At 47.3% G+C, this 25,315-nt stretch carries 20 protein-coding genes; 4 read left to right on the forward strand and 16 right to left on the reverse strand.

The window, feature by feature from the left end; all coding sequences use genetic code 11:
- Positions 1-8 precede the first annotated feature (8 nt).
- The 3 genes from FYJ39_RS04680 to FYJ39_RS04690 form a co-directional block, all read right to left on the reverse strand.
- Positions 9-737 carry a polysaccharide deacetylase family protein gene (locus tag FYJ39_RS04680; RefSeq protein ID WP_154471293.1) on the reverse strand — a complete coding sequence of 243 codons (729 nt, stop codon included), beginning with the start codon at positions 735-737 and terminating at the stop codon, positions 9-11.
- 269 nt (positions 738-1,006) lie between these two features.
- Positions 1,007-2,719: a GH25 family lysozyme gene (locus FYJ39_RS04685; protein WP_154471294.1), complete on the reverse strand. Its 1,713-nt coding sequence runs from the start codon at positions 2,717-2,719 to the stop codon at positions 1,007-1,009.
- Between the two features lie 122 nt (positions 2,720-2,841).
- Positions 2,842-3,930, reverse strand: a complete 1,089-nt coding sequence (locus FYJ39_RS04690) for a cell wall-binding protein (protein ID WP_154471295.1) — start codon at positions 3,928-3,930, stop codon at positions 2,842-2,844.
- 299 nt (positions 3,931-4,229) lie between these two features.
- On the opposite strand from FYJ39_RS04690, the gene FYJ39_RS04695 reads away from it, so the two are divergent.
- Positions 4,230-5,465 carry an ArgE/DapE family deacylase gene (locus tag FYJ39_RS04695; protein WP_154471296.1) on the forward strand — a complete coding sequence of 412 codons (1,236 nt, stop codon included), beginning with the start codon at positions 4,230-4,232 and terminating at the stop codon, positions 5,463-5,465.
- 181 nt (positions 5,466-5,646) lie between these two features.
- Here FYJ39_RS04695 and FYJ39_RS04700 read toward each other — a convergent pair whose 3' ends face one another.
- From FYJ39_RS04700 to FYJ39_RS04735, 8 genes are all read right to left on the reverse strand, one after another.
- The gene (locus FYJ39_RS04700) at positions 5,647-6,558 is read right to left on the reverse strand and encodes a ribokinase (protein WP_154471297.1); all 912 of its coding nucleotides are present in this window, start codon (positions 6,556-6,558) and stop codon (positions 5,647-5,649) included.
- Positions 6,559-6,597: 39 nt separating this feature from the next.
- Positions 6,598-7,518, reverse strand: coding sequence for a sugar phosphate isomerase/epimerase family protein (locus FYJ39_RS04705; RefSeq protein WP_154471298.1), 921 nt, complete (start codon positions 7,516-7,518; stop codon positions 6,598-6,600).
- Positions 7,518-8,486, reverse strand: coding sequence for a carbohydrate kinase family protein (locus tag FYJ39_RS04710; RefSeq protein ID WP_154471299.1), 969 nt, complete (start codon positions 8,484-8,486; stop codon positions 7,518-7,520). Before FYJ39_RS04710 ends, FYJ39_RS04705 begins: the two co-directional genes overlap by 1 nt.
- Before the next feature lie 42 nt (positions 8,487-8,528).
- Entirely contained in the window at positions 8,529-9,548 is a 1,020-nt protein-coding gene (locus FYJ39_RS04715) for a LacI family DNA-binding transcriptional regulator (protein WP_154471300.1), read from the reverse strand.
- Between the two features lie 81 nt (positions 9,549-9,629).
- Positions 9,630-10,496 (reverse strand): class II fructose-bisphosphate aldolase, encoded by an 867-nt coding sequence (locus FYJ39_RS04720; RefSeq protein ID WP_154471301.1) that lies wholly within the window; start codon positions 10,494-10,496, stop codon positions 9,630-9,632.
- Positions 10,497-10,538: 42 nt separating this feature from the next.
- On the reverse strand, positions 10,539-11,525 hold the full coding sequence (locus tag FYJ39_RS04725) for an ABC transporter permease (RefSeq protein ID WP_154471391.1): 987 nt from the start codon (positions 11,523-11,525) through the stop codon (positions 10,539-10,541).
- Positions 11,518-13,029: a sugar ABC transporter ATP-binding protein gene (locus FYJ39_RS04730; protein WP_154471302.1), complete on the reverse strand. Its 1,512-nt coding sequence runs from the start codon at positions 13,027-13,029 to the stop codon at positions 11,518-11,520. Before FYJ39_RS04730 ends, FYJ39_RS04725 begins: the two co-directional genes overlap by 8 nt.
- A 102-nt stretch (positions 13,030-13,131) precedes the next feature.
- Positions 13,132-14,172: a sugar ABC transporter substrate-binding protein gene (locus FYJ39_RS04735; protein ID WP_207708691.1), complete on the reverse strand. Its 1,041-nt coding sequence runs from the start codon at positions 14,170-14,172 to the stop codon at positions 13,132-13,134.
- Between the two features lie 218 nt (positions 14,173-14,390).
- On the opposite strand from FYJ39_RS04735, the gene FYJ39_RS04740 reads away from it, so the two are divergent.
- On the forward strand, positions 14,391-15,206 hold the full coding sequence (locus FYJ39_RS04740; RefSeq protein WP_154471303.1) for an aldo/keto reductase: 816 nt from the start codon (positions 14,391-14,393) through the stop codon (positions 15,204-15,206).
- Between the two features lie 288 nt (positions 15,207-15,494).
- Here FYJ39_RS04740 and FYJ39_RS04745 read toward each other — a convergent pair whose 3' ends face one another.
- The 4 genes from FYJ39_RS04745 to thrC form a co-directional block, all read right to left on the reverse strand.
- Positions 15,495-17,372, reverse strand: a complete 1,878-nt coding sequence (locus tag FYJ39_RS04745) for a sugar phosphate nucleotidyltransferase (RefSeq protein ID WP_154471304.1) — start codon at positions 17,370-17,372, stop codon at positions 15,495-15,497.
- Between the two features lie 304 nt (positions 17,373-17,676).
- Positions 17,677-19,791 carry a glutamine synthetase III family protein gene (locus FYJ39_RS04750; RefSeq protein WP_154471395.1) on the reverse strand — a complete coding sequence of 705 codons (2,115 nt, stop codon included), beginning with the start codon at positions 19,789-19,791 and terminating at the stop codon, positions 17,677-17,679.
- 308 nt (positions 19,792-20,099) lie between these two features.
- Positions 20,100-20,963, reverse strand: a complete 864-nt coding sequence (fba, locus tag FYJ39_RS04755) for a class II fructose-1,6-bisphosphate aldolase (RefSeq protein ID WP_154471305.1) — start codon at positions 20,961-20,963, stop codon at positions 20,100-20,102.
- A gap of 105 nt (positions 20,964-21,068) precedes the next feature.
- The gene (gene thrC / locus FYJ39_RS04760; RefSeq protein WP_154471306.1) at positions 21,069-22,562 is read right to left on the reverse strand and encodes a threonine synthase; all 1,494 of its coding nucleotides are present in this window, start codon (positions 22,560-22,562) and stop codon (positions 21,069-21,071) included.
- A 309-nt stretch (positions 22,563-22,871) separates the two neighbouring features.
- On the opposite strand from thrC, the gene FYJ39_RS04765 reads away from it, so the two are divergent.
- Entirely contained in the window at positions 22,872-23,654 is a 783-nt protein-coding gene (locus tag FYJ39_RS04765; RefSeq protein ID WP_154471307.1) for a DNA/RNA nuclease SfsA, read from the forward strand.
- Between the two features lie 84 nt (positions 23,655-23,738).
- On the forward strand, positions 23,739-23,975 hold the full coding sequence (locus tag FYJ39_RS04770; protein WP_154471308.1) for a FeoA family protein: 237 nt from the start codon (positions 23,739-23,741) through the stop codon (positions 23,973-23,975).
- A gap of 75 nt (positions 23,976-24,050) precedes the next feature.
- Here the strand turns inward: FYJ39_RS04770 and uraA are convergent, their stop codons facing one another.
- Complete coding sequence (uraA, locus tag FYJ39_RS04775) at positions 24,051-25,307, reverse strand: uracil permease (protein WP_154471309.1); 1,257 nt, start codon at positions 25,305-25,307, stop codon at positions 24,051-24,053.
- Between the last annotated feature and the right edge of the window lie 8 nt (positions 25,308-25,315).

Here is a 25,315-nt window from a genome sequence, read left to right on the forward strand (position 1 = left end):
CTATCGCCTCAGTCTATCAGCAATTCATCAACTGTTACAAAGGTATACCCCTCTTTGGTTAAGGCATCCACAAGCTCCAGGGCTGCCTCCACCGATGAAGGAAAGATGTCGTGCATTAATATAATATCCCCATCCTCAACATCTTTCAAGACTCTCTTTACAATCCTGTTTTTATTTCTCAGCTTCCAATCCAGGGAATCCACCGACCACAGCACAGTAGTCATACCCACCTCACATTCCAGTTCCTCATTCCAGTCTCCGAAAGGAGGGCGCATGTATTGAGGCCGTTCTTCCGTGATGTTTTCAATCAGACTGCTGGTTTTGTCCACGCCATCACAGGCGGCTCCTGCCCCTGCCTTCGTTAGCTGTACATGGCTGTAGCTGTGATTCCCTATTAGGTGGCCCTCCTCCTTCATCCGTTTCACGATCTCCTCATTGCCCTCAATGCTCTGTCCCATAAGAAAAAAGGTGGCGTGGACTCCCCTCTGTTTCAGCCCGTCTAACAGTCTTGGGGTACAATCCTTGTGAGGGCCGTCATCAAAGGTGAGCGCCACACATTTTCCCTCCAATCCCTTTGCCCTGTCCAAAATGCCGCCTTCCTCCCAGGGCAAGGCGCCTGAGTTCGCTGCCACATGAGCCGCTTCCCTTTCTCTGACCATATATACAAGCACCATCCCCAAACACACATCAATTCCACATACCAGCGCCAAAAGCTTTAACCTCATTTTGAACTTCAAGCCCCATTTCCCTCTTTCCTACATACACTTTATCTGATAAGTATATGCAGGAAGCCCTGGTAAAATGACGGTAAGAAAAGCCACTGCCAAGCAGCGGCAAAGGGGAGCTGCTGCCTGGCGGTGGCTTTAATCCTAAAGGCAGCGATCCTGATGGATATGGGGCATATCCTGCCGGATGCTGCCAGGGAAACCGGATAACCCGCAACGTTCTGCAGGCATCTGTAACCCTGTGTCAATTTATAAAACGCTTCCAAATACGGATCAGGCTATTACACTCCAGGCCCTACCGGTATAACCACAGCGCCCGGCCCTCCAGACGCCCCCGGAGAGCCACCCTGGGAAGCGTCTGGTGTGCCTGTTACTGTCTGTTCTCCGGCTCCTTCCTCCTGAATCTGACTCAAAACGCCGCTTCCGTCTGCCTGATAACTGATACCTCCAATATCCACCGTCGTGTTTACAGCCATACGTCCTGTGGATGGCTCCATGTAGTAGTGAAGGCCGTTCACGTCAGTCATACCAACAGACATGCGGCCGGAGCTGTCAAAATAATACCATGCGCCGTCCATCTCACGCCAGCCGGTAGCCATAACGCCGGAACCCTTCAGAAAATAGCGGCTTTTGCCTTCCTCCAGCCAGCCCGTCTGCATCACGCCCTGATCATTGGAGTAGTACCAGCTTCCGTTATCATTGATCCAGCCCTTGGAAAGAACACCGCTGGAATCCAGATAGTACCACTGATCATTCTGGTTGATCCAGCCCTTGGCCATAGCGCCGGAGTTCTCCAGAAAATACCGCCTGCCATTTTCCTCCAGCCAGCCTGTCTGCATCACACCCTGACCATTGGAATAATACCATATTCCCTTGTCATTGATCCAGCCCTTGGAGAGTTCGCCTGAGCTGCCGAAGTAATACCATTGACCCTTGTCCATCTTCCAGCCAGTTACCATCTTTCCTGTGCTGTCATCCAGATAGTAATCCTTTCCTGAGTGATTCAGCCAGCCTTTGGAGGCAAGTCCATCCCCGTTCATATAATACCAGCTGCCGCTATCATTAATCCAGTTATTCTTTTGTTTTACATAATTTTGATAGTAATAGGTCTGTCCGTTGATGGTTCTCCATGTATTGGCAGGAATGACAGGGCTGAAATCTGTATACTGGAAATTAATATCCACATTGCCGCTGATTCCATTTACCCTTCCTGTACTGGAAGCTTGCCACATGACCGGATTCTGGTATACAGGTCTGGCAGAATATCTGGCTGCCCATACAGGATAATTCATCAGGCTAATATCCAGCCGGTTGGCCAGCCAATAATCATTAGCATAAATCATAGGATAATAGCCAGCTGCTTTAATCCTTTCCCCAAAAGCATTGGCAATTTCTGCCAGCTGCTCCTTGGAAAGGGCTGCCTGCACATCGTCCTCCATGTCAAAGGCAACCGGAAAAGACACAGGATAATCGTGAATCAGATTCAGGACAAAATCAGCCTCCTCCACAGCCATCTCAGGTGAAGTTGCCAGGGAGTAAATGTAGACGCCTACCTGGATTCCCGCTGCACTGGCCTGCTGAATATTTCTATGAAAGAAAGGATCTACTGCCCCCTTGGAACGGGTTCCCAGCATAACAAAGGACACATCATCAGCTGCCACCTGGCTCCAGTTAATCTCTCCCTGCCATCTGGAGACGTCAATGCCTCTGGCAATTACATTCTCAATGGGTGTACCGTCCGGCATCTGATATGTACCGTTTACCTTTTTCCATGCATTAGGGTTTGCTGGGGCTGTATCCTGTGTGGTATTCACAGCAGCGGCTGGGGCTGTACCGGCTGCCGCTCCCGGCCCTCCCGGTGATACCGTAATACCTGGCCCCTCTCCCGGACCTGCCGCCAGGGCCGTACCGGCCGGCAGCACAGCTCCTGCTCCTATAAGGCCTGCCAGAGCCATAGCCCGCCAGCGTCTGATAGAATACATCTTGTTCTCCATAATTGCTCCTTAATAATTTTAATCATCTGTGTTTACAGCGCTTTGCTTTTAATATTAAATTTATAAAATAAAGGTGTCAGTCTTAAACGTCGTGACACCCCCATTCATTAACATAACAGCCGTCAGCCCGGCCCATCGGTCCGTCCCGGCTCCAATCCGCCGGATGAACTATTACTGCCGGCTGGGCTGTTGGTTCCAGGAGAACTGCTGCTGCCGGACGGACTGTAAATTCCAGATGGGCTGTTGCCGGCGGAGCTGCTGCCAGGAGCACCACTGCTGATGCCCGCAGAGCCGGCCGCTCCAGGGCCCATACTGCCGCCGCTGTTACCAGAAGGACTATTGGTCACAGTTCCGGGAGTCTGAGCCGATATACCCCCGGAATTCTGACACACACCGCTGGCATCAAAACTATACTGTGTTCCGTTGATGGTAGATGTGGTTCCTGCAATCATCCTTCCTTCGTTAGCCGGATTCAGATAGTAATATTTACCGTCAAGCTGAATCCAGCCTGTCATCATATGACCGTTGCTGTTGAAATAATGCCAGTAATTATCAATCTGTTTCCAGCCTGTGGACATTTTTCCGTTGGAGGTATCCATATAGTATTTGTTGCCCTCGCTGTCACTAAGCCAACCGGTAAGCATCCGCCCGTCGGTATTCAGATAGAAGTAGTCCTTATCCACCTTGGCCCAGCCTGTCATCATCTTACCGTCTCTGCCAAAAAGATACCAGTTGTCCTTAATCTGAGCCCAGGAATTTACAACACACTTACCATTGCTCTGGAAATAATACCATGCCCCCTCCATCTCACGCCAGCCAGTGGCCATGGAGCCGTTCCCCCGCATGAAATAGTAGTCGTTCCCTATCTTAAGCCAGCCAGTTACCATAACGCCGTCCAGCATGTAATACCACTTGCCGTCCTCTGGATTAATCCAGCCTGTTGCCATCAGTCCATTGGGCCGGAAAAAGTACCATTTGCCGTCAATCTGCTTAAAGCCCTTTGTCATCGTCCCATTTGAAAGATCCATGTAATACCAGCCTTCACTTGTCTCCAGCCAGCCTGTATGTACCTTTCCCTTATCAATATAGATCCAATTTTCCCCTGATTTACTCCAGCCGTCCTCTGCATAGCTTGTAAATACAGACCCCCATGACAAGGCTCCAATGATACCAGCGGCAGCCACCGCCGCCCAGTATTTTCTGCGTCCCATGTGTCATCCTCCCCTTTATGAGTATTTAGAGGCCTTCTTTTGGTCTCTTGCGTATGATACATGCCACCTGAACCAGACGGGCAGCTTCGCCCCCTAATCCAATGGCCTCTCTATTCTGCCTGCAGCGTATTCCTGCTTTTGACCGCAAAAACACCCAGCTTCTTACATATTTTCGATTATAGCACAAACACGTATGTATTTGGTAACAATTTTTTTACAATTTTCGTAATAATTTTAATTTCTAATTCGTGATAAAACTTATTTTTTATGATAGAATATGTAATTAGGAGGTATCGGCTATGGATAAAAAAGAACGTATAGCTATATTGCAGCATATTGTTAAAATCAATACTGAAAATGGTAATGAAGAATCTGTTGCGAAATATTTCCAGGGGTTATTAAACAACCATGGGATAGAATCAAAACTTATCGAATTTTCGCCAGGAAGATCGAATTTAGTGGCTGAAATTTCCAATGGAACGGGAAAAACACTAGCTCTATCCGGGCATATGGATGTGGTTAACGCTGGTGACACAAGCAAATGGACGCATCCACCCTTTTCTGCTCATATTGAAGAGGATGTGATCTGGGGAAGAGGGACTTCCGATATGAAGTCCGGACTTGCGGCTTTAGTGATTGCTTTCATAGAATTAAATGAAAGCAGGCGCTTTAAAGGCAGGATTAAATTACTGGCTACAGTAGGTGAGGAAATTGGAGAGCTAGGTGCCAAACAGCTTACAGATTTAGGCTACGCAGACGGTATAGACGCCATGTTAATCGGAGAGCCCTGCAACGTAGGGATTGTATACGCCCATAAAGGCTCCTTAAACTACAAGGTTATTTCTAAAGGTGTAGCGGCCCATTCATCTACGCCGGAATTTGGTTCGAATGCAATCGAACATTTGACGGCAGCTATGACAATGATTTCTGAACGAATTGCCGCTAAGGCTGAAACATATGAAAATCCCGTATTAGGAAAAACTTATAATAACATAACTTTAATAACAGGGGGAATACAGGTCAATTCCATTCCTGATTATGCAGAATTTGAAGCAAACGCAAGAACCATACCTGAATTTGATAACTCAGCAGTTATAAAGGAAGTCAAAGCCGTGGTAAATGAACTGAATCAGAAGGAGCATTTTGATTTGGATGTTGTGGTAACAGCAGATCAATATCCTGTAGAAACGGCCCCAAACTCCACCCTAGTGCAAACCATTATCGAAGTAACAAATAGTATGGAATCTCTCAGTGTAAAGCATCTGTTAAAATCTATGGGAGATGTAATAGGAGAAGATCTGAATTATATTGGGTTGCCTACAGGAGAAAAGCAGCCGCTTGCTCCCATATCCACATCAGGAACAACCGATGCGGCACAGTTTATACGGGCAAATAAAGATTTGGAATTAGCAGTATATGGACCTGGTATGCCAATGCTAAATCATAAAATCAACGAACGTCTTCCGCTTGAACAGTATCTGGACTTTATAGAGGCTTACAAGCTTATTATTGAAAAATATTTGTCAGTCAAATAACCTAATTGAAGGGCTAATAAATGGTTCCACATAAAAATTAGGATTGAAACACGGCTCCACTCGCTTTAAAAGCACTTGAAGCCGTGTTTCTCTGTTTCAGAGAGTCCGCTCTTGTTCCGTCTGCTATCGCATTTCTATTTTTCAGCAGTCCCAGCCCCATCATTTGCCGTTACATTCCTTTTTAGCTTCCTGCCACCTGCTTCCAGGTAGGCATGGCCTGCTGCGCACCTATCCGAGTAACCGTATATCCTGCCACCTTACTTGCAAACCGGCATGCCTCCTCGTCGGAGCCGCCCATAAACTTCTTGAAAGCAAATCCACCTACATAACTGTCGCCTGCACCTGTCGTTTCTGACACCCGGCCCTGAACCTCTGCCGGAATCCATATACTGTTATTTCCAGAAATCAGAATACTGCCTTGTTCACCAAGCGTAATCACCATACTGCCTCGAATTTTCTTAATAAACCGTTTACCCTCTTTCTCTGCGCTTTGCAGATCCTGAATCTTCTGTCCACAATAAAATCCAGCCTCGGATTCGTTTACCACCAAACAGTCAACCATTTTCAGCATGCTGTCAGAAACCGGTTTGGCCGGAGCTGCATTTAAAATTGTATAAACCCCATAACGCTTCGCTATCTCCAATGCACACTCCACTGCTTCCACCGGGATTTCCAGCTGCAAAATCAGGATAGAGCTGCTTTTTATGAGCGCTTCCATCTGCTTAATATCTTCTTTTGTAACATCATAATTCGCGCCTTTTGATATGGTAGAATATACGCTGCCTTCCTTCAGCGCATGGACGCTGGCAATGCCCGTACTGCTGCAGCTCTCTTTAATATATTCTGTATTCACTCCGTAGGACTCCAGCTCCTGCTTTAAATATATTCCGAGACTATCTCTGCCTACCTTTCCAGCCATATACGTGCTTACGCCAAGTTTGGCGCACTGTACTGCCTGATTGGCCCCTTTTCCCCCGCTGCAGACTTCTGCCTGTTCTGCGGTGAATGTCTCTCCTTTATCAGGAAGGCGCTCCTGCATAAACACGATATCATAATTCAGACTGCCTATTACTGTAATATGATTTCTGTCCATATTCCGCTCTCCTATTCCGAAATCTGCTGCCTGATGCTGTCACGCCAGGCCATACAGCATCTCCATAACCGCTATCCCATCGTTCTGCTCAATGGTATTCTGTATGTTGGAAAGCCCGATTGTCCCGATCAGAGCTTCTATCTTTGCACAGATCTGGATATTCATTCTGCACTCCCTGACTGCGTTCTCTCTTTTGGGAAATGTATCAAAGTATATTACTCCCTCATAGCGGTATTTCATCAAATAATAATACAACTCCAGAAGCTTCCAGAAATTCACCGAGCCAACCATGAGTCCATCATCACAAGATCCTTCCCCATCGTTTAGGTGAATCCCATACAGCTTTCCCTTTTCCAGCAAAAGCGCCGCCGCAAAGGCAGGATTTTCCTTTTTCATCAGCATATGGCAAAAATCCAGCGTAATTCCCAGATTGGAACAGCCCACCGCTTGAACCATCTGCCAGGCAGAACCCCAACTCTCCAAAAGAGCAAATGCCCGTTCTTCATAGGGCTTATATTCGATGCTGACCCGGCAGTCCGCCCTATGGCAGACCCTTGCAAAGCAATCAGCCAGCCGCTCCCATGCAGCCTCATAATTACATTGAAAGGAATAGTCATATCCATCAAATCCCAGCCACACGATAATCTGGGTTCCACCCAAAAGGGTGCACCATTCTGCCGCTTCCTGACATAGGTTAACCGCCTTCTCCCGGACATCCGCTCTGCTACTGGAAAAAATCCCATGCAGATATTCATCTCGAAAGCGCAGATTTACTGCGTTCAGCTTCAGCCCACTAACATCCAGCATTTCCTTCATCTCGCTTGCTGTTATTCCTCGCATGTGCTCTGGATAATTTAAATCAACAAAATCTAATCCTGTCACAGAGCCAATTTCGTTTAATGCAGCTTTCAAGCTCTGTCCATCTCGCAAGAAGGAATTGATACGTGTTGCAAACCGCATTACCTGCCACCTCCCTGCAAGCTCTGCTGCTGGTTTAGAATTTCTTCAATGTTTTCTCTGCCAGAAATCCCGGTGGTTGCCCCTATGCTTCCCACTGCCAGCAGCGCTGCTGCGCTGGCAAACCGGACGCACTCTTCCAAACTTTGATTTTCCAGCAACGCCGCCGTAAAACCTGCCAAAAAGCAGTCTCCCGCTCCGGTAGCATCAACCAATCTGCCGCGATACGCAGGCATGTGCCATTCTCCCTGACTATTTCTTACATAACATCCCTTGTCACCCCGTTTGATAATCACATTTTTTATTCCATAATTACAAAAAACCTCTCCCATCTCTTCTACCGTCTGTTTCCCTGTCAGAATCCTGGCTTCCTCTTCATTGGGGAAAAAGTAATCAATCAACGCCAGAGAGTCCTGAAGTTCTTCCAGACCAATATGGGTAAAGGGCGTCAGAATCACGTCTGCGCATAGAATGGCTTCATTTTTTTTCGCGTTTAAAATGGTCTGGTAAATCACATCCTTCCGGTCAAAGGGCGGCGAAAAGAGACTGGCCAGAGTCACGATCCTCGCCCCCTTAAGCGCCTCCTCCGAGGGAATAAAATACATCACCTTCGGCGCCGGCTCTTCTATAAAATACTTTTCCTTATCCTCCTGAATCAGTAGAATGTTAATCTGACTATCCGAATCTGAATCCCAGACAACATTCGAAATATCCACTCCAGCTTTTTGGGCCTGATCCGCAATCATCCATCCGATGAGATCCTCCCCCAGGCCACAGATCAAAGCAACCTTTTTCTTTAATTTTCCCAATACAAGCGCTTCATTTAAGGCATCTCCCCCCAGTGTCATCCTAATTCTGTCCGTAAAATGAAACCGGTTCTGAAATTCGGTACGGATCTTCTCCTTCTCAACCTTCAGTCCTTCTACCATAATATCTGCCAGCGCGCATCCGATACAAACAATATCTGCCACAGGCCCTTCCTCCTTTTGGCATCCGCGTCTGCAACGTCACTCCTATCTCATCCTTTTCACACTCTCCCGTTCCACCAAATCCACCTCTACCATGCTATGTACCGTGTATTTTCTGGTATACGGCTTCTCAATCATCTCCACAAGCCGGTTCACAGCCAGCGTTCCTATCATCTCATTATTCAGCTTAACCGTCGTCAGGGCCGGATCTAAATACTGGGATGTAGGCATATCGTCAAAGCCGATAAGCGATACATCCTCCGGCACCCTTACCTGACTCTGTTTTAGCGCATTCAACACGCCAAATACCAATATATCGTTGGCTGCAACTAACAGCGTTGGCAATTTTTTCCCCATTCTAAGCTGCTCTGCCATCGCTTTGCAGGCTCCGTCAATAGTAGGGGGAACCCAGAAAACAAATTCCTCATGGTAGGACAGATGGTATTTTTCCAGCCCAATCCGAAAGTAATCAAACCGCTCCGTAAAATTATTCGTTGGAATCGTACTTCCCACAAAGCCAATCCTTTCATGGCCTTTTTCTGCGGCATACTTCAAAATCTGCATCATTCCGCTGTAATTATCCATCAGAATGGAATCCGTCTTCTCTCCCGGGAAATAAGCGTCAATCAGAACAAAGGGCATATCCAGCTCACGCTTTAGCAGTGTTACATCTTCCTGGTTCATCTCGGTCGCCAGGACCATCACCCCTAAAATATTGGAATTTTCCAGACTTCTCAGATAACTATGAATGTCTTTCGATGAATTATAATAGGAAATGTAGACCCCGTACAGGTGTTTTCCTGCCTGCTGGTCCAGCCTCTCTGTTAACGTTACAAAAAACGGAGTTTCTGAAATAATGTTTCCATGTTTCTTATAAATCAGCAGGCCAATGTCGCCTTTGGCGCTGCGCCCTGCTCCCGCTGCCAGCTCCTTCCTTACCGAGCTGTTTTTCAACTCCAAAACCTTTCTGCGGGTCTCTTCGCTAACTCCTTCCCGATTGTTCAATGCCAGTGATACGGTCGCTGGAGAAATCTGCAGCATTTCTGCAATATCTTTGTTTTTCATGCTCCATTCCACCTTTCTTATGGTCAATATACCATACTCTTTTTCCACTGGCAAGGAAACAATCAGTAATTTTCTAATGTCTTAAAGCCTGACGCTCTCGAACATTTTAATTGCCTCAATACATTTTTCCCTTATAATCTGAGTAACCATAAAAGACAGATCTGCATAATGAACCGGCTTGCCCTCTGCCTTTTGGATCGTTTTTAACAGCTCAGGGGCAGGCGCTACATCCATAGCCGAAAAATAATTAATCTTACGGATTCCATTGAGCACTGCTTCTTTTACCTGATCTGCCGGCGTCCCGGAGCCTCCGTGCATAACTAAAGCCGCACGGCCGTCTACCTTTTCCCTGATTTCCTTCAAACGTTCGATATCCAGAGTCGGAGGTGTATCATATACTCCGTGTACCGTTCCAAAGGTAATTGCCAACGCATCTACTCCTGTGAGCTCGCAAAACGTTGCTGCCTGCTGTGGATCTGTATAAAAATCCGCCTTGGTATTTCCATCCTCGCTGCCTCCGTCTGCTGTATTCAGCAGCATCTGCCCCAGCTCAGCCTCAACTGTAATCCCCAAGGGATGTACCATATCCACAAATGCCTTTACTCTTCTAACATTTTCCTCAAAGGGAAGCCCAGAGCAATCGTACATAATGGAGGTAAAGCCCAGACGAACTGCCTTATTGACAAAAAGCTCTGTCTGACCATGATCAATGTGGACACTCATAGGCACCTTAGACTCTCTGGCGTATTTCAGCATCAAAGGAGCTATCTCCTCTACGGGAATCACCGCCTCATGGGGCTGGGCATGATTTAAGGTTACTGGGCGGCCAGTCTCCTCCGCAGCCGCCACTACAGCCCGCAGCGTCTCCAGATTCGGGGTGTTAAACGACCCCACCGCATATCTGTGCTTATCTGCATCCTCCAATAATTCTTTTAATGGCACTAACATAATAAAACCTCCTTTTTCTTTTATAGCAAGGTTCCGAATACATCAGAACCGCTGCTTGCGCTTTCGGAACATATCAATGTATACCGCTATCAGAATGACAACTCCCTTTGCAATGTACTGCCAAAACGAATTTACTCCCAGAAGATTCAGTCCGTTGCTTAGGATTCCGATTACCAGCGCGCCGATAACCAGTCCGCCTATGGTACCCACGCCGCCGGTCATACTGGCTCCACCCAAAACAGAAGCGGCAACCGCGTCCGTCTCATACCCGACTCCTACAGCCGGCTGTCCAGATGCCATACGGGAAGCCAGCACGATTCCTGCAAATGCCGCCAGGCATCCACTGTATGTATATACAAAAATCTGTACTCTCTTAATATTGATTCCTGAAAATCTGGCGGCTTCCCTGTTTCCTCCTACTGCATAAATGTGGCGCCCCAGTCTGGTTCTGTTCAGAATAAACCATGTTAAAAGAAGCAGGCAGCCAGTATAAACTACCGGCAGAGGAATGAATCCAAGATAGCCGGAGCCGATTTGTTCAAATTCCTCTGTCGATAACCGGATTGGCGATCCGTTTGCCACCAGATAAGCAGCTCCGCGCCCTACGTTCATCATTGCCAGCGTCACCACAAATGGCGGCATATCTGTATACGCGATAATGCACCCTGTAATCAACCCGGACAGCGCTCCCACAAAACAGCCCAAAATTACCGCCCAAAAAACCGGGATTCCCAAAGCTACGATAGCCTTTACAGTTACGCAGCCAGACAGCGCGATAATAGAGCCTACCGTCAGGTCGATACCAGATATAATAATCGCCATCATCAAACCAATGGAAATCGTTGTATTGGTTGTCACCTGCCGAAAAATGTTGATCCAGTTATCTGCTGTCAAAAACCTCTGTGTTGCTAAGCTCAAAAATAAGAACATGATGAAAAATGCAGATAGGATTCCCAAATTTGTTTTTACATACTTCACTGCACCGTTTTTCTGATGCTTGTCTGTAAATTTTTTTACTGCATCAAACATGGTCTGTCTTCCCTCCCTCATCTGTCGCATACTGCATGATCCTTTCCTGGCTCAGCTCCTCCCGGCTGACTTCACCGGTGATCCGCCCATTCTTCATTACAATTACCCGATCACACATATTCATAATTTCATTTAAATCAGAGGATACCATGATGATGGTAATCCCTTTTGCGGCTAATCCATCTATGATCGCGTATATATCGGCCTTCGCCCCCACATCCACACCTCTGGTAGGCTCATCTACAATCAATATCTTCGGATTTGTCGCCAGCCATTTCCCAATCAGTATCTTCTGCTGATTTCCACCGGAAAGGTTTCCTGCGATCTGATTATGCCCGGAAACCTTGATTCTTAGATTCTCAATGCTTCTCTCCGCAATCCCCTCTTCCTTCTTTTGGCTCACTGCCACTCCATGAATAAATTCCTTTAACACAGTTATGGTCAGGTTAAAGGCCACTGAATTGATCAAAATCAGGCCCTGCTTTTTCCGATCCTCCGGCACAAAGGCCAGTCCCTGTTTTAATGTGTCCTGATATGAATGACCTTTCTGCTCCTTCCCACTGATAAGCACAGTCCCTTCCGTATAGGGCTCCAATCCCACGATTGCCTGCATCAGTTCTGACCTTCCTGCTCCGATGAGCCCGGAAAATCCTAATATTTCTCCTTCTCTGGCAAGAAAACTGATATTCTTCAGCTTATACCTGTCTCCAAGATTCCGAACCTCCAGAGTCACCTTGCCTGGTTTTCTATAATTTCTGGTATAATAATTTTCCAGCTTCCTGCCCACCATCAAAGCTACCAGTTCATCCGTATCGGTCTCTTTCGTAAGCTTTGTTTCTATATACATTCCGTCCCGCATCACCGTGATCCGGTCTGTAATTTCAAACAGCTCTGACATTCGATGAGAAATGTAGATAATACCTACGCCTTCCTTCTTCAGCCTGTTCACAATTTGAAACAATACCTGCACCTCTTTTTCTGTTAATGAAGAGGTAGGCTCATCCATTACCAAAATGTTTGCCTTTAGAGAAAGCGCCTTTGCAATTTCCACCATCTGCTGCTGCGCAACGCTAAGGCTTCCCACAATGGTACAGGCGGGCAGCTCCAGCCCTACCCGGCGAATCATTCTCTCTGCTTCTCGTTCCATAAAGGCTGTATCAACCGTCCCCCATCTTGTCTTTGGCTCTCTCCCCATAAACACATTTTCCGCAATGGTCATATGAGGAACCAGCACCAGCTCCTGGTGGATTACCGCCACTCCATGCTTCTGAGCGTCTGATACCTTCTCAATACTCACAGGCTTCCCTTTTATTTCAATTCTTCCGGAATCTGCCGGAAATACGCCGCCCAAAATATTCATCAACGTGGATTTGCCCGCCCCATTCTCACCCAAAAGCGCATGAACTTCTCCTGTCTTTAGCTGAAATGACACCTTTTTCAGCGCATGAACCCCTGGAAACCTCTTGTCAATCTCTGTCATCTTTAATAAATTCTCTGTCTCCATAACCTGGTTCTCCCCGTTTTCCAGGAGGTCTGAAGCTTATCCAGACCTCCTGATTTTACATTGCATCCGGTACAACACACCCAGAGCGTGTGTCAGCCTTAGTTACTGCCATCCTTCCGTACCATATGTATCAATGTTGTCCTGGTTAATAATAAAGGTGGGAACTACCGTGTTTTCCTCTAAGCTCTCCCCATTGAGACAGGCATATGCTGCCTCAACCGCATAGTTGGCAATATTAGTTGGCGACTGCGCGCCCGTTCCAGTCATCTCTTTTGCCTTAATCGCAGCCTTAGCCTCTGGTGATCCATCCACGCCATACACCAGGATTTCTCCGGTCTTTTGTGCTGCCCCGATTGCCTGTGCCGCTCCAATCGCTGAAGGATCATTTCCACAGAAAAATGCACCTAAATCCGGGTGAGCCTGAAGAATATCCTCTGCCAGCGGTAAGGATACACCGGTATCTCCCTTACCATCCAGCTGAGCCACAATCTCATAGTCGTCTCCCAGCGTGTCTGTAAAGCCCTGCAATCTTTTACGATCTGTCTCGCCAGCCAGAGAAACCAGACAGGCAATCTTGGAGCCCTTAGGCAGGCGGGACTTCAAATCTTCCGCCACTACCACTCCTGCTTTGTAGTTATCCGAGGCAACCGTCGTCTCTACATATTCACTGTCAACTACCGGTGTATCGAAGATAATAATCGGAACGCCTTTCTCCGACGCGGAAACCAATGCGCTCTTAATACTGTTGGAATCATAGGGGCACAGAAGCAATGCATCAATTCCCTGCGTTAAAAGGTCTTCTACCTGCTCAATCTGCTTCTGCTGATCCAGCTGAGGATCCATAGTAATCAGGGTGTCCCCCCGAGCCTCTACTGCTTTTCTTACATTCTGCTCAATCCAATAAAAAAATGGATTATTCATAGTAGGAGGGCAAAAACCAATGACTCTTTTCCCCTCCTGATTGTCTGCTGCCTCCCCTGCCACAGCCTCTGTAGATCCTGCTGCTTCACTGCCCTCCGGCGTCTTTCCCTCTGTTGCTGTTTTGGCCTCCCCCGAATCGGCTGTCTGCGCCTCCTTTCTTCCACACCCCATTGATGCTAAAACCAAACCTACAGCCATGAATACTGCTAACCAACGTTTCATTTACCTTCCTCCTTTTTAAATTTTATTGAATTTTTTAAATCTATTTAAATTATATAACGTAAGTTTGCCAATGTCAATTTATTTATAAAGGTTATTTTTTACAATATTACCGATTATTTTATGTTTAATTTTAACAATTTACTTTTTGTTCAATCTTTTATATCATTAAATTATAGTTTAATAAAATTTAATTTTTAAATTATTAAGGAGGAGTGTTTATGATACCTACGATTGCTCTTAACAATGGCGCGACAATTCCTGTCATAGGTTTTGGAACCTATCAGATTCCCGACGGCTCTGCTGTGGAGCACGCGGTTGCGGCTGCCCTTTCTCTGGGATATCGTCATCTGGACTGCGCATCCGCCTACGATAATCAAACAGGAGTCGGAAAAGGAATTAAAAAAAGCGGCGTCAGCCGCTCAGATATCTTTATCACCAGCAAAGTCTGGGTCACAGATATGGGTTATCACGAAACATTAAACGCATTCGAAAAAACCATTCACCAGCTTGATACCGATTATCTGGATCTTTACATCATTCACTGGCCCAAGCCTAACTCCAGAGGATGCTACCAGGCATTGGAGGAGCTTTATGCTCAAAAGAAAGTACGGGCTATTGGTATCAGCAACTTTAAGCCCCACCATATCAGGGAAATGATTGAAGGAGAACCCGTTGTCCCGGCTGTCAACCAAATCGAATACCATCCCTTCCTGCCCCAGGATGAAACCCAGCAATTCTGCCAACAGCTGGGCATTCGGATTACAGCTCACTCTCCCTTTATGGAGGGACGCATGTTCCATGTTCCGGCTCTGGCAGAGATTGCCGCAAGGCACAAGAAATCCGTGGCCCAGATTGTACTGCGGTGGCAAATTCAGAGAGGGATTATTACAATTCCCAAATCAGTCACTCCTTCACGCATGGAAGAAAACCTTCAGATCTTTGATTTCACACTGGATGAAGAAGACATGAGGATCATAGCATCATTGGAAACCGGAGAACGCAGTGCGCCAGATCCGGACCATATGCCCTTTTAATTTACATTAGATCTTAACAGGGCTGCCCCACCGGTACAATAACCGATGCGGCAGCCCTTCTGTATGCTTGTTCTCTTTATAATTTCTCCATCCCCTTCCCCTTCTTGCGCCTTAAGGCCGTCAACTCCCGTCAATGTCAGCCCATGATTTTCATGCCTTATCCGCTGCGTATTTTAATATATCAATGTAATGAAGCAATGGGTACTGCATCTTAAAAACCATGCATCGACCTATAAGGAATTGAGCATACTAGGTAAGGGATAGCTTTGAGAGTATTCAATCATTTGCTTATTGAATGTATAATTTCCGTAATTTCCTGTAATATTTCTTTGCATAGCGGTACATGATAATGGTGTACTCTCCAAACTCGTCCCCTAAAACGCTCTTATATACAGCCCACAGGCTCCACAGAAAGCCCCCAAGAGCAGCATTGGCATAGAGGGCGAACAGCTCATCCTTTTCTGGTTCCCGCTGAAGGTACAAACAAAGTAGCTTCTCCATCTCCTCCTCGCCATAATAAGAGTAGATGGCGCACATGGAAATATCCACAATGGGATCACACATGCCTGCATACTCCCAATCCAGAAGCTTTATTTCCCCGCTCTCCAAAACAAGAAAGTTGTCCACATTCGGGTCAATATGGCACAGACAGGAGGGACGGTTCATGGTATCCAGGGTATCCATCAGCCAGTTCATCCATCCTCTGACCTCCACGTAGTCCTCAAAAAGGATTCCTCCGTGTCTCCTGCACAGCTCTTCGTAAAAATCAATCCGCTCCCTGATATCAAAGCTGTGCTCCACTCTGAGCCCAGACTGGTGAAGCTGCCTTACCACTCCCATGCACCGTTCCATGTCCTCCCAGTTTGCGGCAGAAGCATTTCGCGCACCTTCATAATAATCCGCAATCTTATATCCGGTGTCTGGATTTATATAGAGCAAATGCTCCGCAATCTCCAAAGGCCTTATCGCCTCATATACCCTGGCCTCCTCCTTCCTGTTAATGAGAAGCTCTGTTCCAGAACCGGGCACCCGGCAAATGCAGTGGCGCTCTCCTACCTTGAAGAGAAAGGATTTATTGGTCATCCCCGCTTTCATGCAGCGGATATCATAGATTTCCGACTCCGGCACCTTAAATAGCCTGGAAACCAGCCCCATTGCTTCATTATCCGATCCTTTCTGATACTTCGTATCAAACAGCCTAAGCTCCTCCAGATTCTCAAACTCATATACCTGATCCTCCGGCTGCCGGTTCACATCCATCTCTATCTCGCCCCACCGGGAAGCCGGAAGGCCGGAAGCCTTCTCCGCCTTCTTAAGAAGCTCCTTGTCCTCCCACAGCCGATCCTTTGCTGCCCCCTCCAGCATATCCGCATAGACCTGCTCCCAGTAAAACTGCTCTGTTCCCGGAGTTTTGTAGTAAGCCTCCAGCACTGGCAGAAACTGTTTAGAAAACTCCCTGGAAAAGTACGCCGGGCCGTACATCACCCACTGATCCCTTCCTCCAATCTTTACCTGGGTTATCCGTCCCTTTTTATTAAAGCTCAGACACCATTCCTTGGTCTCCCCCTTCTGAAGAACACTGCTGTACCAGGCACCACATTCATAGCTATGATACATATTCTTCCTCATCCAGTTATCCGAGGACAGAATATACATATTCCGGCCTTCCAGCGCCTTGCCTGCTCTGTAAATGGTAGCTAATGTATTCTTACTGGAATATTCCGGATTATAAAGAAGATCTACATCATACTTATCTATCAGATACTCAAACTTTTCCTTCAAATACCCTACCGCAATGGTAATATTTCTTATACCTGCCTCATGAAGCTGCTTTATCTGCCTCTCTATCATCCGCTCCCCAAACACCTCTAAAAGCCCCTTGGGAGTCTCAAAAGTCAGCGGCACAAACCGAGAGCCAAAGCCCGCCGCAATAATCAGGGCCCCATCCACCCTGTACGGCTCCAAAAGCGCCTCTCCCGCCTGGCGCAGTTTCCATTTATCCCTTCCATCTAGGCTGCGATTCTCTTCAATATAGTCTCTTTCAATACACTCCTTAATCAGCCCATTAGCCGTACCCAGAGACACGTCCAGCAAAGCTGCCAATTCCCTCTGTGTAATGTCAGGCCGCTCCAAAATTGCTCTGCACACAAGCCCCAGTCTATCCATGTCATGTTCCCTCATTTTCCGTTTCGTTCAAAATATTATATTTTTAGCAATATATGAACATTATAGCATAACAAAAAAAAAATGCAAGCCCTAACTCACTCGTTATGCATAGCTGCTCAACACAGCTATAGGCTTTAGGTGTACAGCTCCAGGCAGGATATGCCCAAAAACACGGCAGGGCCTGCCTGAATCCGGCAGACCCTGCTCTATCCTTGCAAAATACCTATTCCTCATGATACAGCGGGCGCCCTCTCCCCTCTGTTCTTTGAAGATGTACGTCCGAAACCAACTCCTCTGCCTGTAGCTATACCTCAAAAATCAAATCACCATAGCTGGGCATTGGCCACAAATCCTTATCCACGATCATCTCCAGCTTGTCAACAGGCGCCCTCAGAGCTGCCATTGCAGGAAATACCTCCTTGTGGAAAAACAATGCCTGATCCTTTCCTGTCTCTAACCCAAATGCTCTCTCCGTTTTATCAGCCAGAGCCGCCAAAGCAACCTTTGTCTCAGACAGCAGATCAGAGGTCTCTATCAAAAGCTCCGTCTGTACACTTACATCTGCCTCCGGGCAGGCAGTCTTTACAGCCGAAACAGATTCAGCCAGCTTGGTAATATACCGGATAACAGCAGGAATAATCGACTTGCTTGCCATATCATACATGGTTCTGGCCTCAATATTAATGGCCTTGCTGTAGTTCTCATATTCCACCTCTGCCCTGGACTCCAGCTCCGCTCTTGTAAATACCCCGAACTCCTCAAACAGCCTTACTGCCTTTTCTGTAGTCAGGGCAGGAATCGCGTCCACCATAGACCTGATATTAGGAAGCCCTCTCTTCTCTGCCTCCTCTACCCACTCGCCAGAATATCCATTACCATTAAAGATAATTCTTCTATGAGCTGAGAGCGTCTCCTTAATGTAATCATGAACCGCCATATCGAAGTCTTCTGCCTTCTCAAGCTTATCCGCCGCCTCCTTAAATGCTTCCGCTACAATGGTATTCAAAACTGTATTAGAAGAAGCGATTGAATCAGAGGAACCCACCATACGGAACTCAAACTTATTACCAGTGAAAGCAAAGGGTGAGGTTCTGTTGCGATCTGTCGCGTCCTTATCCAAATCCGGCAAAATGTCAACGCCAGTCTTTAGGGTTCCCCCCGACTTAGAATGGGTCGCCTCGCCTCTGCTGCAAAGCTGATCGATCACATCCTCCAGCTGCTCCCCCAGAAATACAGAGATAATTGCAGGCGGAGCCTCATTCGCTCCCAGCCGGTGATCATTTCCCACATCAGCGGCAGACTCCCTTAACAGATCCGCATGAATATCCACAGCCTTCATAATGCAGGCCAGCACCAAAAGGAACTGAACATTCTCATGAGGCGTATCTCCCGGATTCATCATGTTAGTACCGTCATCTGCGGTCAGAGACCAGTTATTGTGCTTACCCGATCCATTTACTCCCGCAAAGGGCTTTTCATGAAGAAGACAGGCCATTCCATGACGGCCTGCTACCTTCTTGAGCGTCTCCATTACAATCTGGTTATGGTCTGCCGCCTGATTGCCTCCCTCGTATATAGGCGCCAGCTCATGCTGCGCAGGAGCGACCTCATTGTGCTGTGTTTTGGCAGGCACTCCTAATTTCCACAGCTCTTTATTGACGTCATTCATGTAGGAACCGATCCGTTCACGGATAGCGCCGAAGTAATGATCCTCCAGCTCCTGCCCCTTCGGAGGCATTGCTCCAAACAGAGTGCGTCCTGTATAAATCAGATCCTTGCGCTGCAAATATTTCTCACGGTCAACCAGAAAATATTCCTGCTCAGCCCCTACAGAGGGAGACACTCTTTTGGCAGTTGTGTTGCCAAAGAGCCGGAGAATCCTCAATGCCTGCTCGTTGACCGCCTGCATAGAACGCAGCAATGGGGTTTTCTTATCCAGAGCCTCGCCGTTGTAGGAGCAGAAGGAAGTAGGAATACAAAGGGTTACGCCGACGGCATCCTCTCTCAGAAACGCAGGGGAGGTACAATCCCAAACGGTATAGCCTCTAGCTTCAAAGGTCGCCCTTAAGCCTCCAGATGGAAAAGAAGAAGCATCCGGCTCTCCCTTAATCAGTTCCTTTCCGGAAAATTCCATAATCACCTTTCCGTCACTGGGAGCAGAAATAAAAGAATCATGCTTTTCAGCCGTTACTCCTGTCAGAGGCTGAAACCAATGGGTGTAGTGGGTAGCCCCTCTCTCAATGGCCCAATCCTTCATGGCATGAGCCACGACGTCGGCAATGCCGGGGTCCAACTCAGCGCCGTCTTCGATGGTCTTTTTCAGCTTCCTATATACGTTCTTTGGCAGGCGATCCCTCATAACCCCATCGTTGAATACATTCCTGCCGAACATTTCAACTACCTTTAATACCTCGCTCATCCCTTTTTCCATCCTCTCTTTTTCTTTATTCATAAATCCCCTTTGTTCATACCAGCGTGCTGCGCTACATAACCAGACCATAGACTGAGGATAGCTTCAAGCATACATCTCGCAAACGAAGGCGCAGCTTTAGCATTCTTTTGCCGCACCTCAGACGGGGGTATAATAAAAAAGGCGTTCCCCCATTCAGAGAGAACACCCTTGTTCTTTATTAAAATAAACCATTTTCCCTCAAAATGCAAGCATTTTTTTACGAAAACCATATTTTTATTCTAATAATGATTATTAAGCTGTCTTAATGTTAAGAATCAGGCCTTTCCTACGCTGCCGAACAGTTCCATTTTCTCTTTCACCGTTCCCTTTATAGCTTCTGCCCCTGGAGCCAGCAGCTTTCTTGGGTCAAAGCCCTTGCCTTCCAGATCCTTACCTGCCTCCACGTACGCTCTGGTAGCTGCCGCGAAGGTCAGCTGACACTCGGTGTTAACGTTAATCTTAGCCACTCCCAGGCTGACAGCCTTCTTAATCATATCCTCAGGAATACCTGTTCCACCGTGAAGCACCAGCGGCATATCACCTACCGCCTTCTTAATGCTCTCTAACACGTCAAAACGAAGTCCTGGCCAATTCTCAGGATATTTTCCATGGATATTGCCGATACCTGCTGCCAAAAAGTCAATCCCTAAATCCGCGATGGCCTTGCATTCTTGCGGATCAGCACATTCTCCAAGACCAACTACTCCATCTTCCTCACCGCCGATAGAGCCAACCTCTGCCTCCAGTGACAGCCCCATAGCATGGGCAACTTTTACCAGCTCCCTGGTTTTCTCAATATTCTCCTCAATCGAATAATGGGAACCGTCGAACATAATGGAGGAAAAGCCTGCCTTGATGCATTGGTAGCAGCCCTCATAGGAGCCGTGATCCAGATGCAGAGCTACGGGAACCGTAATATTCAGCTCCTCCAGCATAGCCTTCACCATGGCGGATACCGTTCTGTAACCCGCCATATATTTTCCTGCTCCCTCAGAAACACCCAGAATCACGGGAGACTGAAGCTCCTGCGCTGTCAGTAAGATGGATTTGGTCCATTCGAGATTATTGATATTAAACTGTCCTACTGCATACTTGCCTTCTCTTGCTTTATCAAGCATCCTTTTTGCTGAAACTAACATGTGATACCCTCCTTAAAACCTTGTTATGCTTTTAACTATCTTGCTTATTATATCGCAGTTACGATTAAAAAGAAAGATCGTTTTATACAAGTTTCAAAATCCGCCTTAAATCCCCAGAAGATTCTTAACTGTTTCCTCCATCTTTTCCACATCACATTCCAAATTGTGGAGAACAGGAGCGCTGCGAATCTCCTCCACGGCAGCCGGAATCGCTGTACCGGTAAACCGGCTTAAATCATCCACGATCTGGAATTCGTCCCTACCCACAAGCTCCTCGCTGCCTGCAATGGCTTCCATCACGCTGCCGGAGAATTTATAGGGGCTGGCAGTGGAAACAATCACCGTCTTGGCCGTATCGCCGGTGGATGCCCTGTAATGCTTGTAAACAGCCGCCGCAACGCCGGTATGCGTATCAATCAGATAGCCGGCTCTGTCAAATATATTCTTGATAGCAGCCGCATTTTCCTTCTGCGTGGCAAAGCCGCCGGTAAAATCTGACATAAATTCACGCATGGCAGGGGTTATGGTGTAGCTGCCCTTTTCCGCCAGCTCTTGCATAAATGCCGCGTTGGCCGCTCCGTCGCAGCCTGTGCTTAGGTATATTAAACGCTCCAGGTTGCTGGAGATGAGGATGTCCATAGAAGGGGAGCTCGTAAGGATGAACTCCCGCCTTTTATCATAAGTGCCTGTGGTAAAGAAATCGTACAATACCTTATTTTCATTGGAAGCGCACACCAGCGTCTTAATGGGAAGTCCCATTTTTTTCGCAAAATAGGCAGCTAGAATATTGCCGAAATTCCCCGTGGGTACCACCACGTTAATCTCCTCTCCCTGTTCAAGCTCCTGATTGGCCAGCAGCCTGGCATAGGCATATACATAGTACACCACCTGGGGCACCAGCCTTCCAATATTGATGGAGTTGGCGGATGAAAGCTGAAAGCCCTTAGAGACCAGCTCCTCCTTCAAAGCCTGATTGCCGAAGAGGCGCTTAACACCTGTCTGGGCATCGTCAAAGTTGCCGCGGATCGCAACCACGCTGGTATTGTCCCCCTTCTGTGTGCGCATTTGCAGCTCCTGAATCCTGCTTACTCCGTCCTTTGGGTAAAATACAATGATTCTGGTTCCGGGTACATCCGCAAACCCGGCCATCGCCGCCTTTCCTGTATCCCCGGAGGTTGCGGTGAGAATTACAATCTCCTTGTCCGCCTTATTCTTCTTAGCGGAGACTGTCATAAGATGAGGCAGAATAGAAAGAGCCATATCCTTAAAGGCAATGGTGCTTCCATGATACAGCTCCAGATAGTAAGCTCCGTCCACCTTTGCCAAAGGCGCAATCTCCCCTGTATCAAATTTGCTGTCATAGGCTTTGCTTATACAGCTTTTAAGCTCCTCCTCCGTAAAATCGGCAAAAAACAGCTTCATCACTTCATAGGCAGTTTCCTGATACGTCAAGCCTGACAGCGTCTCAAAGGACACGTCCAGCTTTGGAATCTCAACAGGCATAAACAAACCGCCGTCCTTTGCAAGCCCCTGTAAGATGGCCATAGAAGCCGTAACCCCCGACTCACCGCCCCTTGTACTCTGATAGGTCAATCTCATATTCTGATCCTCACTTTGTCAATAACATTTTCTTTCTATCTGTACATATATAGAAATCCTAACATATTTCCGGTACAATCGCAACCAAAACACAAAAAGAAATATGTTCCTTTCTCCAGTGCAGGTTCAAAGCTCAAAACACTTCTGTGGGAAAATGACTAAAAAAATAAACCCCGCTTTCACCTAAGGGCTTCTTCTGCTATACTATTGTACAGGATAAGGAGGCAGAGCATGACCCCTGCCAGGACAGCTGCTTCCCGGCAGGGATTTTAAGCCCCTTTGCCTAAAATTTAAAGGAGAAGTTCGATTATGAAATACGAACATATTATAACAGGAACCTTTTTAAGCCGCCCTAACCGTTTTATCGCCCATGTAAAAATAGAAGAACGACATGTAGTTTGCCATGTAAAAAACACAGGACGATGCAGGGAGCTTCTGATCCCTGGGGTTACAGTCGTTTTGGAATACCACCCGGACGCTGCTCTTACCGGCCGCAAGACCCAGTACGACATCATTGCGGTATATAAGGATAGACTGCTGATCAACATGGATTCTCAGGCTCCTAATAAGGCTGCATGGGAATGGCTTAAGACCAGCCCCCAGGCCCTGCTGGGAGCTTATGATAAAATAGAATCCATACGCAGAGAGGTAAACTATGAAGATTCTAGATTTGATCTGGCCTTTACCCTCTTCCGGAACAAAGGCAGGAATGCATCCCCCTCTTCTGGAAGCATTGCCTCTTTGTCCCGAACACCAGACAATCATCCCGGTACCCAGGCGTTCATGGAGGTAAAGGGCGTTACCCTGGAAGACGAGGGCATGACAATGTTTCCTGACGCTCCCACTGAGCGGGGCCTTAAGCACCTCAACAGCCTTATAAAGGCACATCAGGAGGGATGTGAGGCATATGTGCTCTTTGTAATCCAGATGAAGGGGATTCACGGCTTTAAACCCAATGATGCCACTCACCCGGCCTTCGGCCAGACACTGAGGGCTGCTGCCAGAGCCGGAGTTCATGTGCTTGCCTGGGACTGTTCTGTAACACCCAGCTCCTTAAGCTTTCACAAGCCTGTACCTGTGCTGTTAGATTAGAAACGCAGACTTCTTTTGGATGGTATTCACCCGTTTAAGGAACTGCCGCATATATTATTGTAAAGCTTCCCTGGAAATGTTTTTATGGTATATCCCTTAAACGAATTAAAGTCTGGAGAAACGGCTGAAGTTGTATGGATTATCTGTGAACCCTACATGGCAGAGCACTTAAAACATCTTGGCTTTATATCCAAGGAGCCGATTACCTGCATCCTGAAAGGAAGGACAGATTCCATATCCGCTTACTTGATCCGAGGCAGGCTTATCGGCCTTCGAGCCGCAAATGCAAAGGAGGTTCTGGTACGGGCAGCGGAGCCCTGACCTTTGCTCCGCTGCCTTCCGGTTACTTTCATTCCTTCTTAATGTTTATCACTACAGCAGGCAGCGGCTGAGTCATTAAGTCTGATCATTGGTAAGGTGAAAACGCTCCAGCAAATAAAAGAGCAGGCTTAGAATCATTCCTGCCACGCAGGCCAGAACCATACCTGTCAGTTGAATATTCCCAATCTTTACAGAAATTCCTGAAAGACCTGTCACGAAAATAACAGAGGTGAGCGCCAGATTTCTGGAGCTGCCGTAGTCTACCTTGGAATCTACCAGGATGCGCAGCCCTGAGGTTCCTATCATCCCGTAAAGGAGGAAGGAGATTCCGCCGATGACAGGACCTGGAATGGTGCTTATCAGGGCGGATAGCTTGCCGATAAGGGAGCAAATAATAGACAAAATGGCTGCCCCTCCGATCACACGGACACTGTATACACGTGTGATCGCCATAACCCCTATATTCTCTCCGTAGGTAGTTGTAGGTACAGAGCCGATAAGGCCGGATAGCATGGTAGAAAAATTATCTCCGAACAGGGAGCGGTGAAGCCCCGGATCCTTTAGCAGATCACGGCCTACAATCTTGCTGGTTACTACCTGATGGCCAATGTGCTCTGAAGTTATAACCAGAAGCACCGGAAGAATCATCAGTATGGCCTCCAGGCTGAACTTAGGGGCAGAAAAGTTAGGGAGAGCCAACAGCGGAGCCGCCTCTACCTCTGTAAAGTCCACAATCCCGCATATGAGAGCCGCCCCATAACCTGCCATAACTGCTATAAGAATCGGTATGACAGAAAAAAACTTTCTGAATAAAATAGAGCCAAACACAGCCGTACCCAAGGTTACCATAAACACAATGAGCTTCTTAGGGTCAATCACCTCTTCCAGAAGACCCGCGTTGCTTGCAGCAGTCCCTGAAAGCTCCAGCCCAATTAAGGCTACAACGGGCCCCATGGCAGCAGGAGGCAGTACAATATCGATCCAGCCTGTTCCAAACCGGTAGACAACCAACGCCAGAATACAGCCGCAAAACCCCACTGCCACAAAGCCTCCCAGCGCGTATGCGTATCCGAAATTGCTGATGACAACACCAGCCGGAGCCAGAAACGCAAAGCTGGAGCCCAAATAGGCAGGAGCCTTTCCCTTCGTAATAAGAATAAACAGCAGGGTGCCAATACCGTTCATAAACAGCACCACCGCCGGATTAATCCCGAAGATAAAGGGCACCAGAATCGATGCGCCGAACATAGCGAACATGTGCTGAATGCTTAACGGTACTAAAAGCTTTAAGGGTACCTTCTCCTCCACCTGAATGATACGTTGACTTTCCATCTCTTTTA

The sequence above is a fragment of the Clostridium porci genome (assembly GCF_009696375.1).
In the GTDB taxonomy this organism is placed as follows: domain Bacteria; phylum Bacillota; class Clostridia; order Lachnospirales; family Lachnospiraceae; genus Enterocloster; species Enterocloster porci.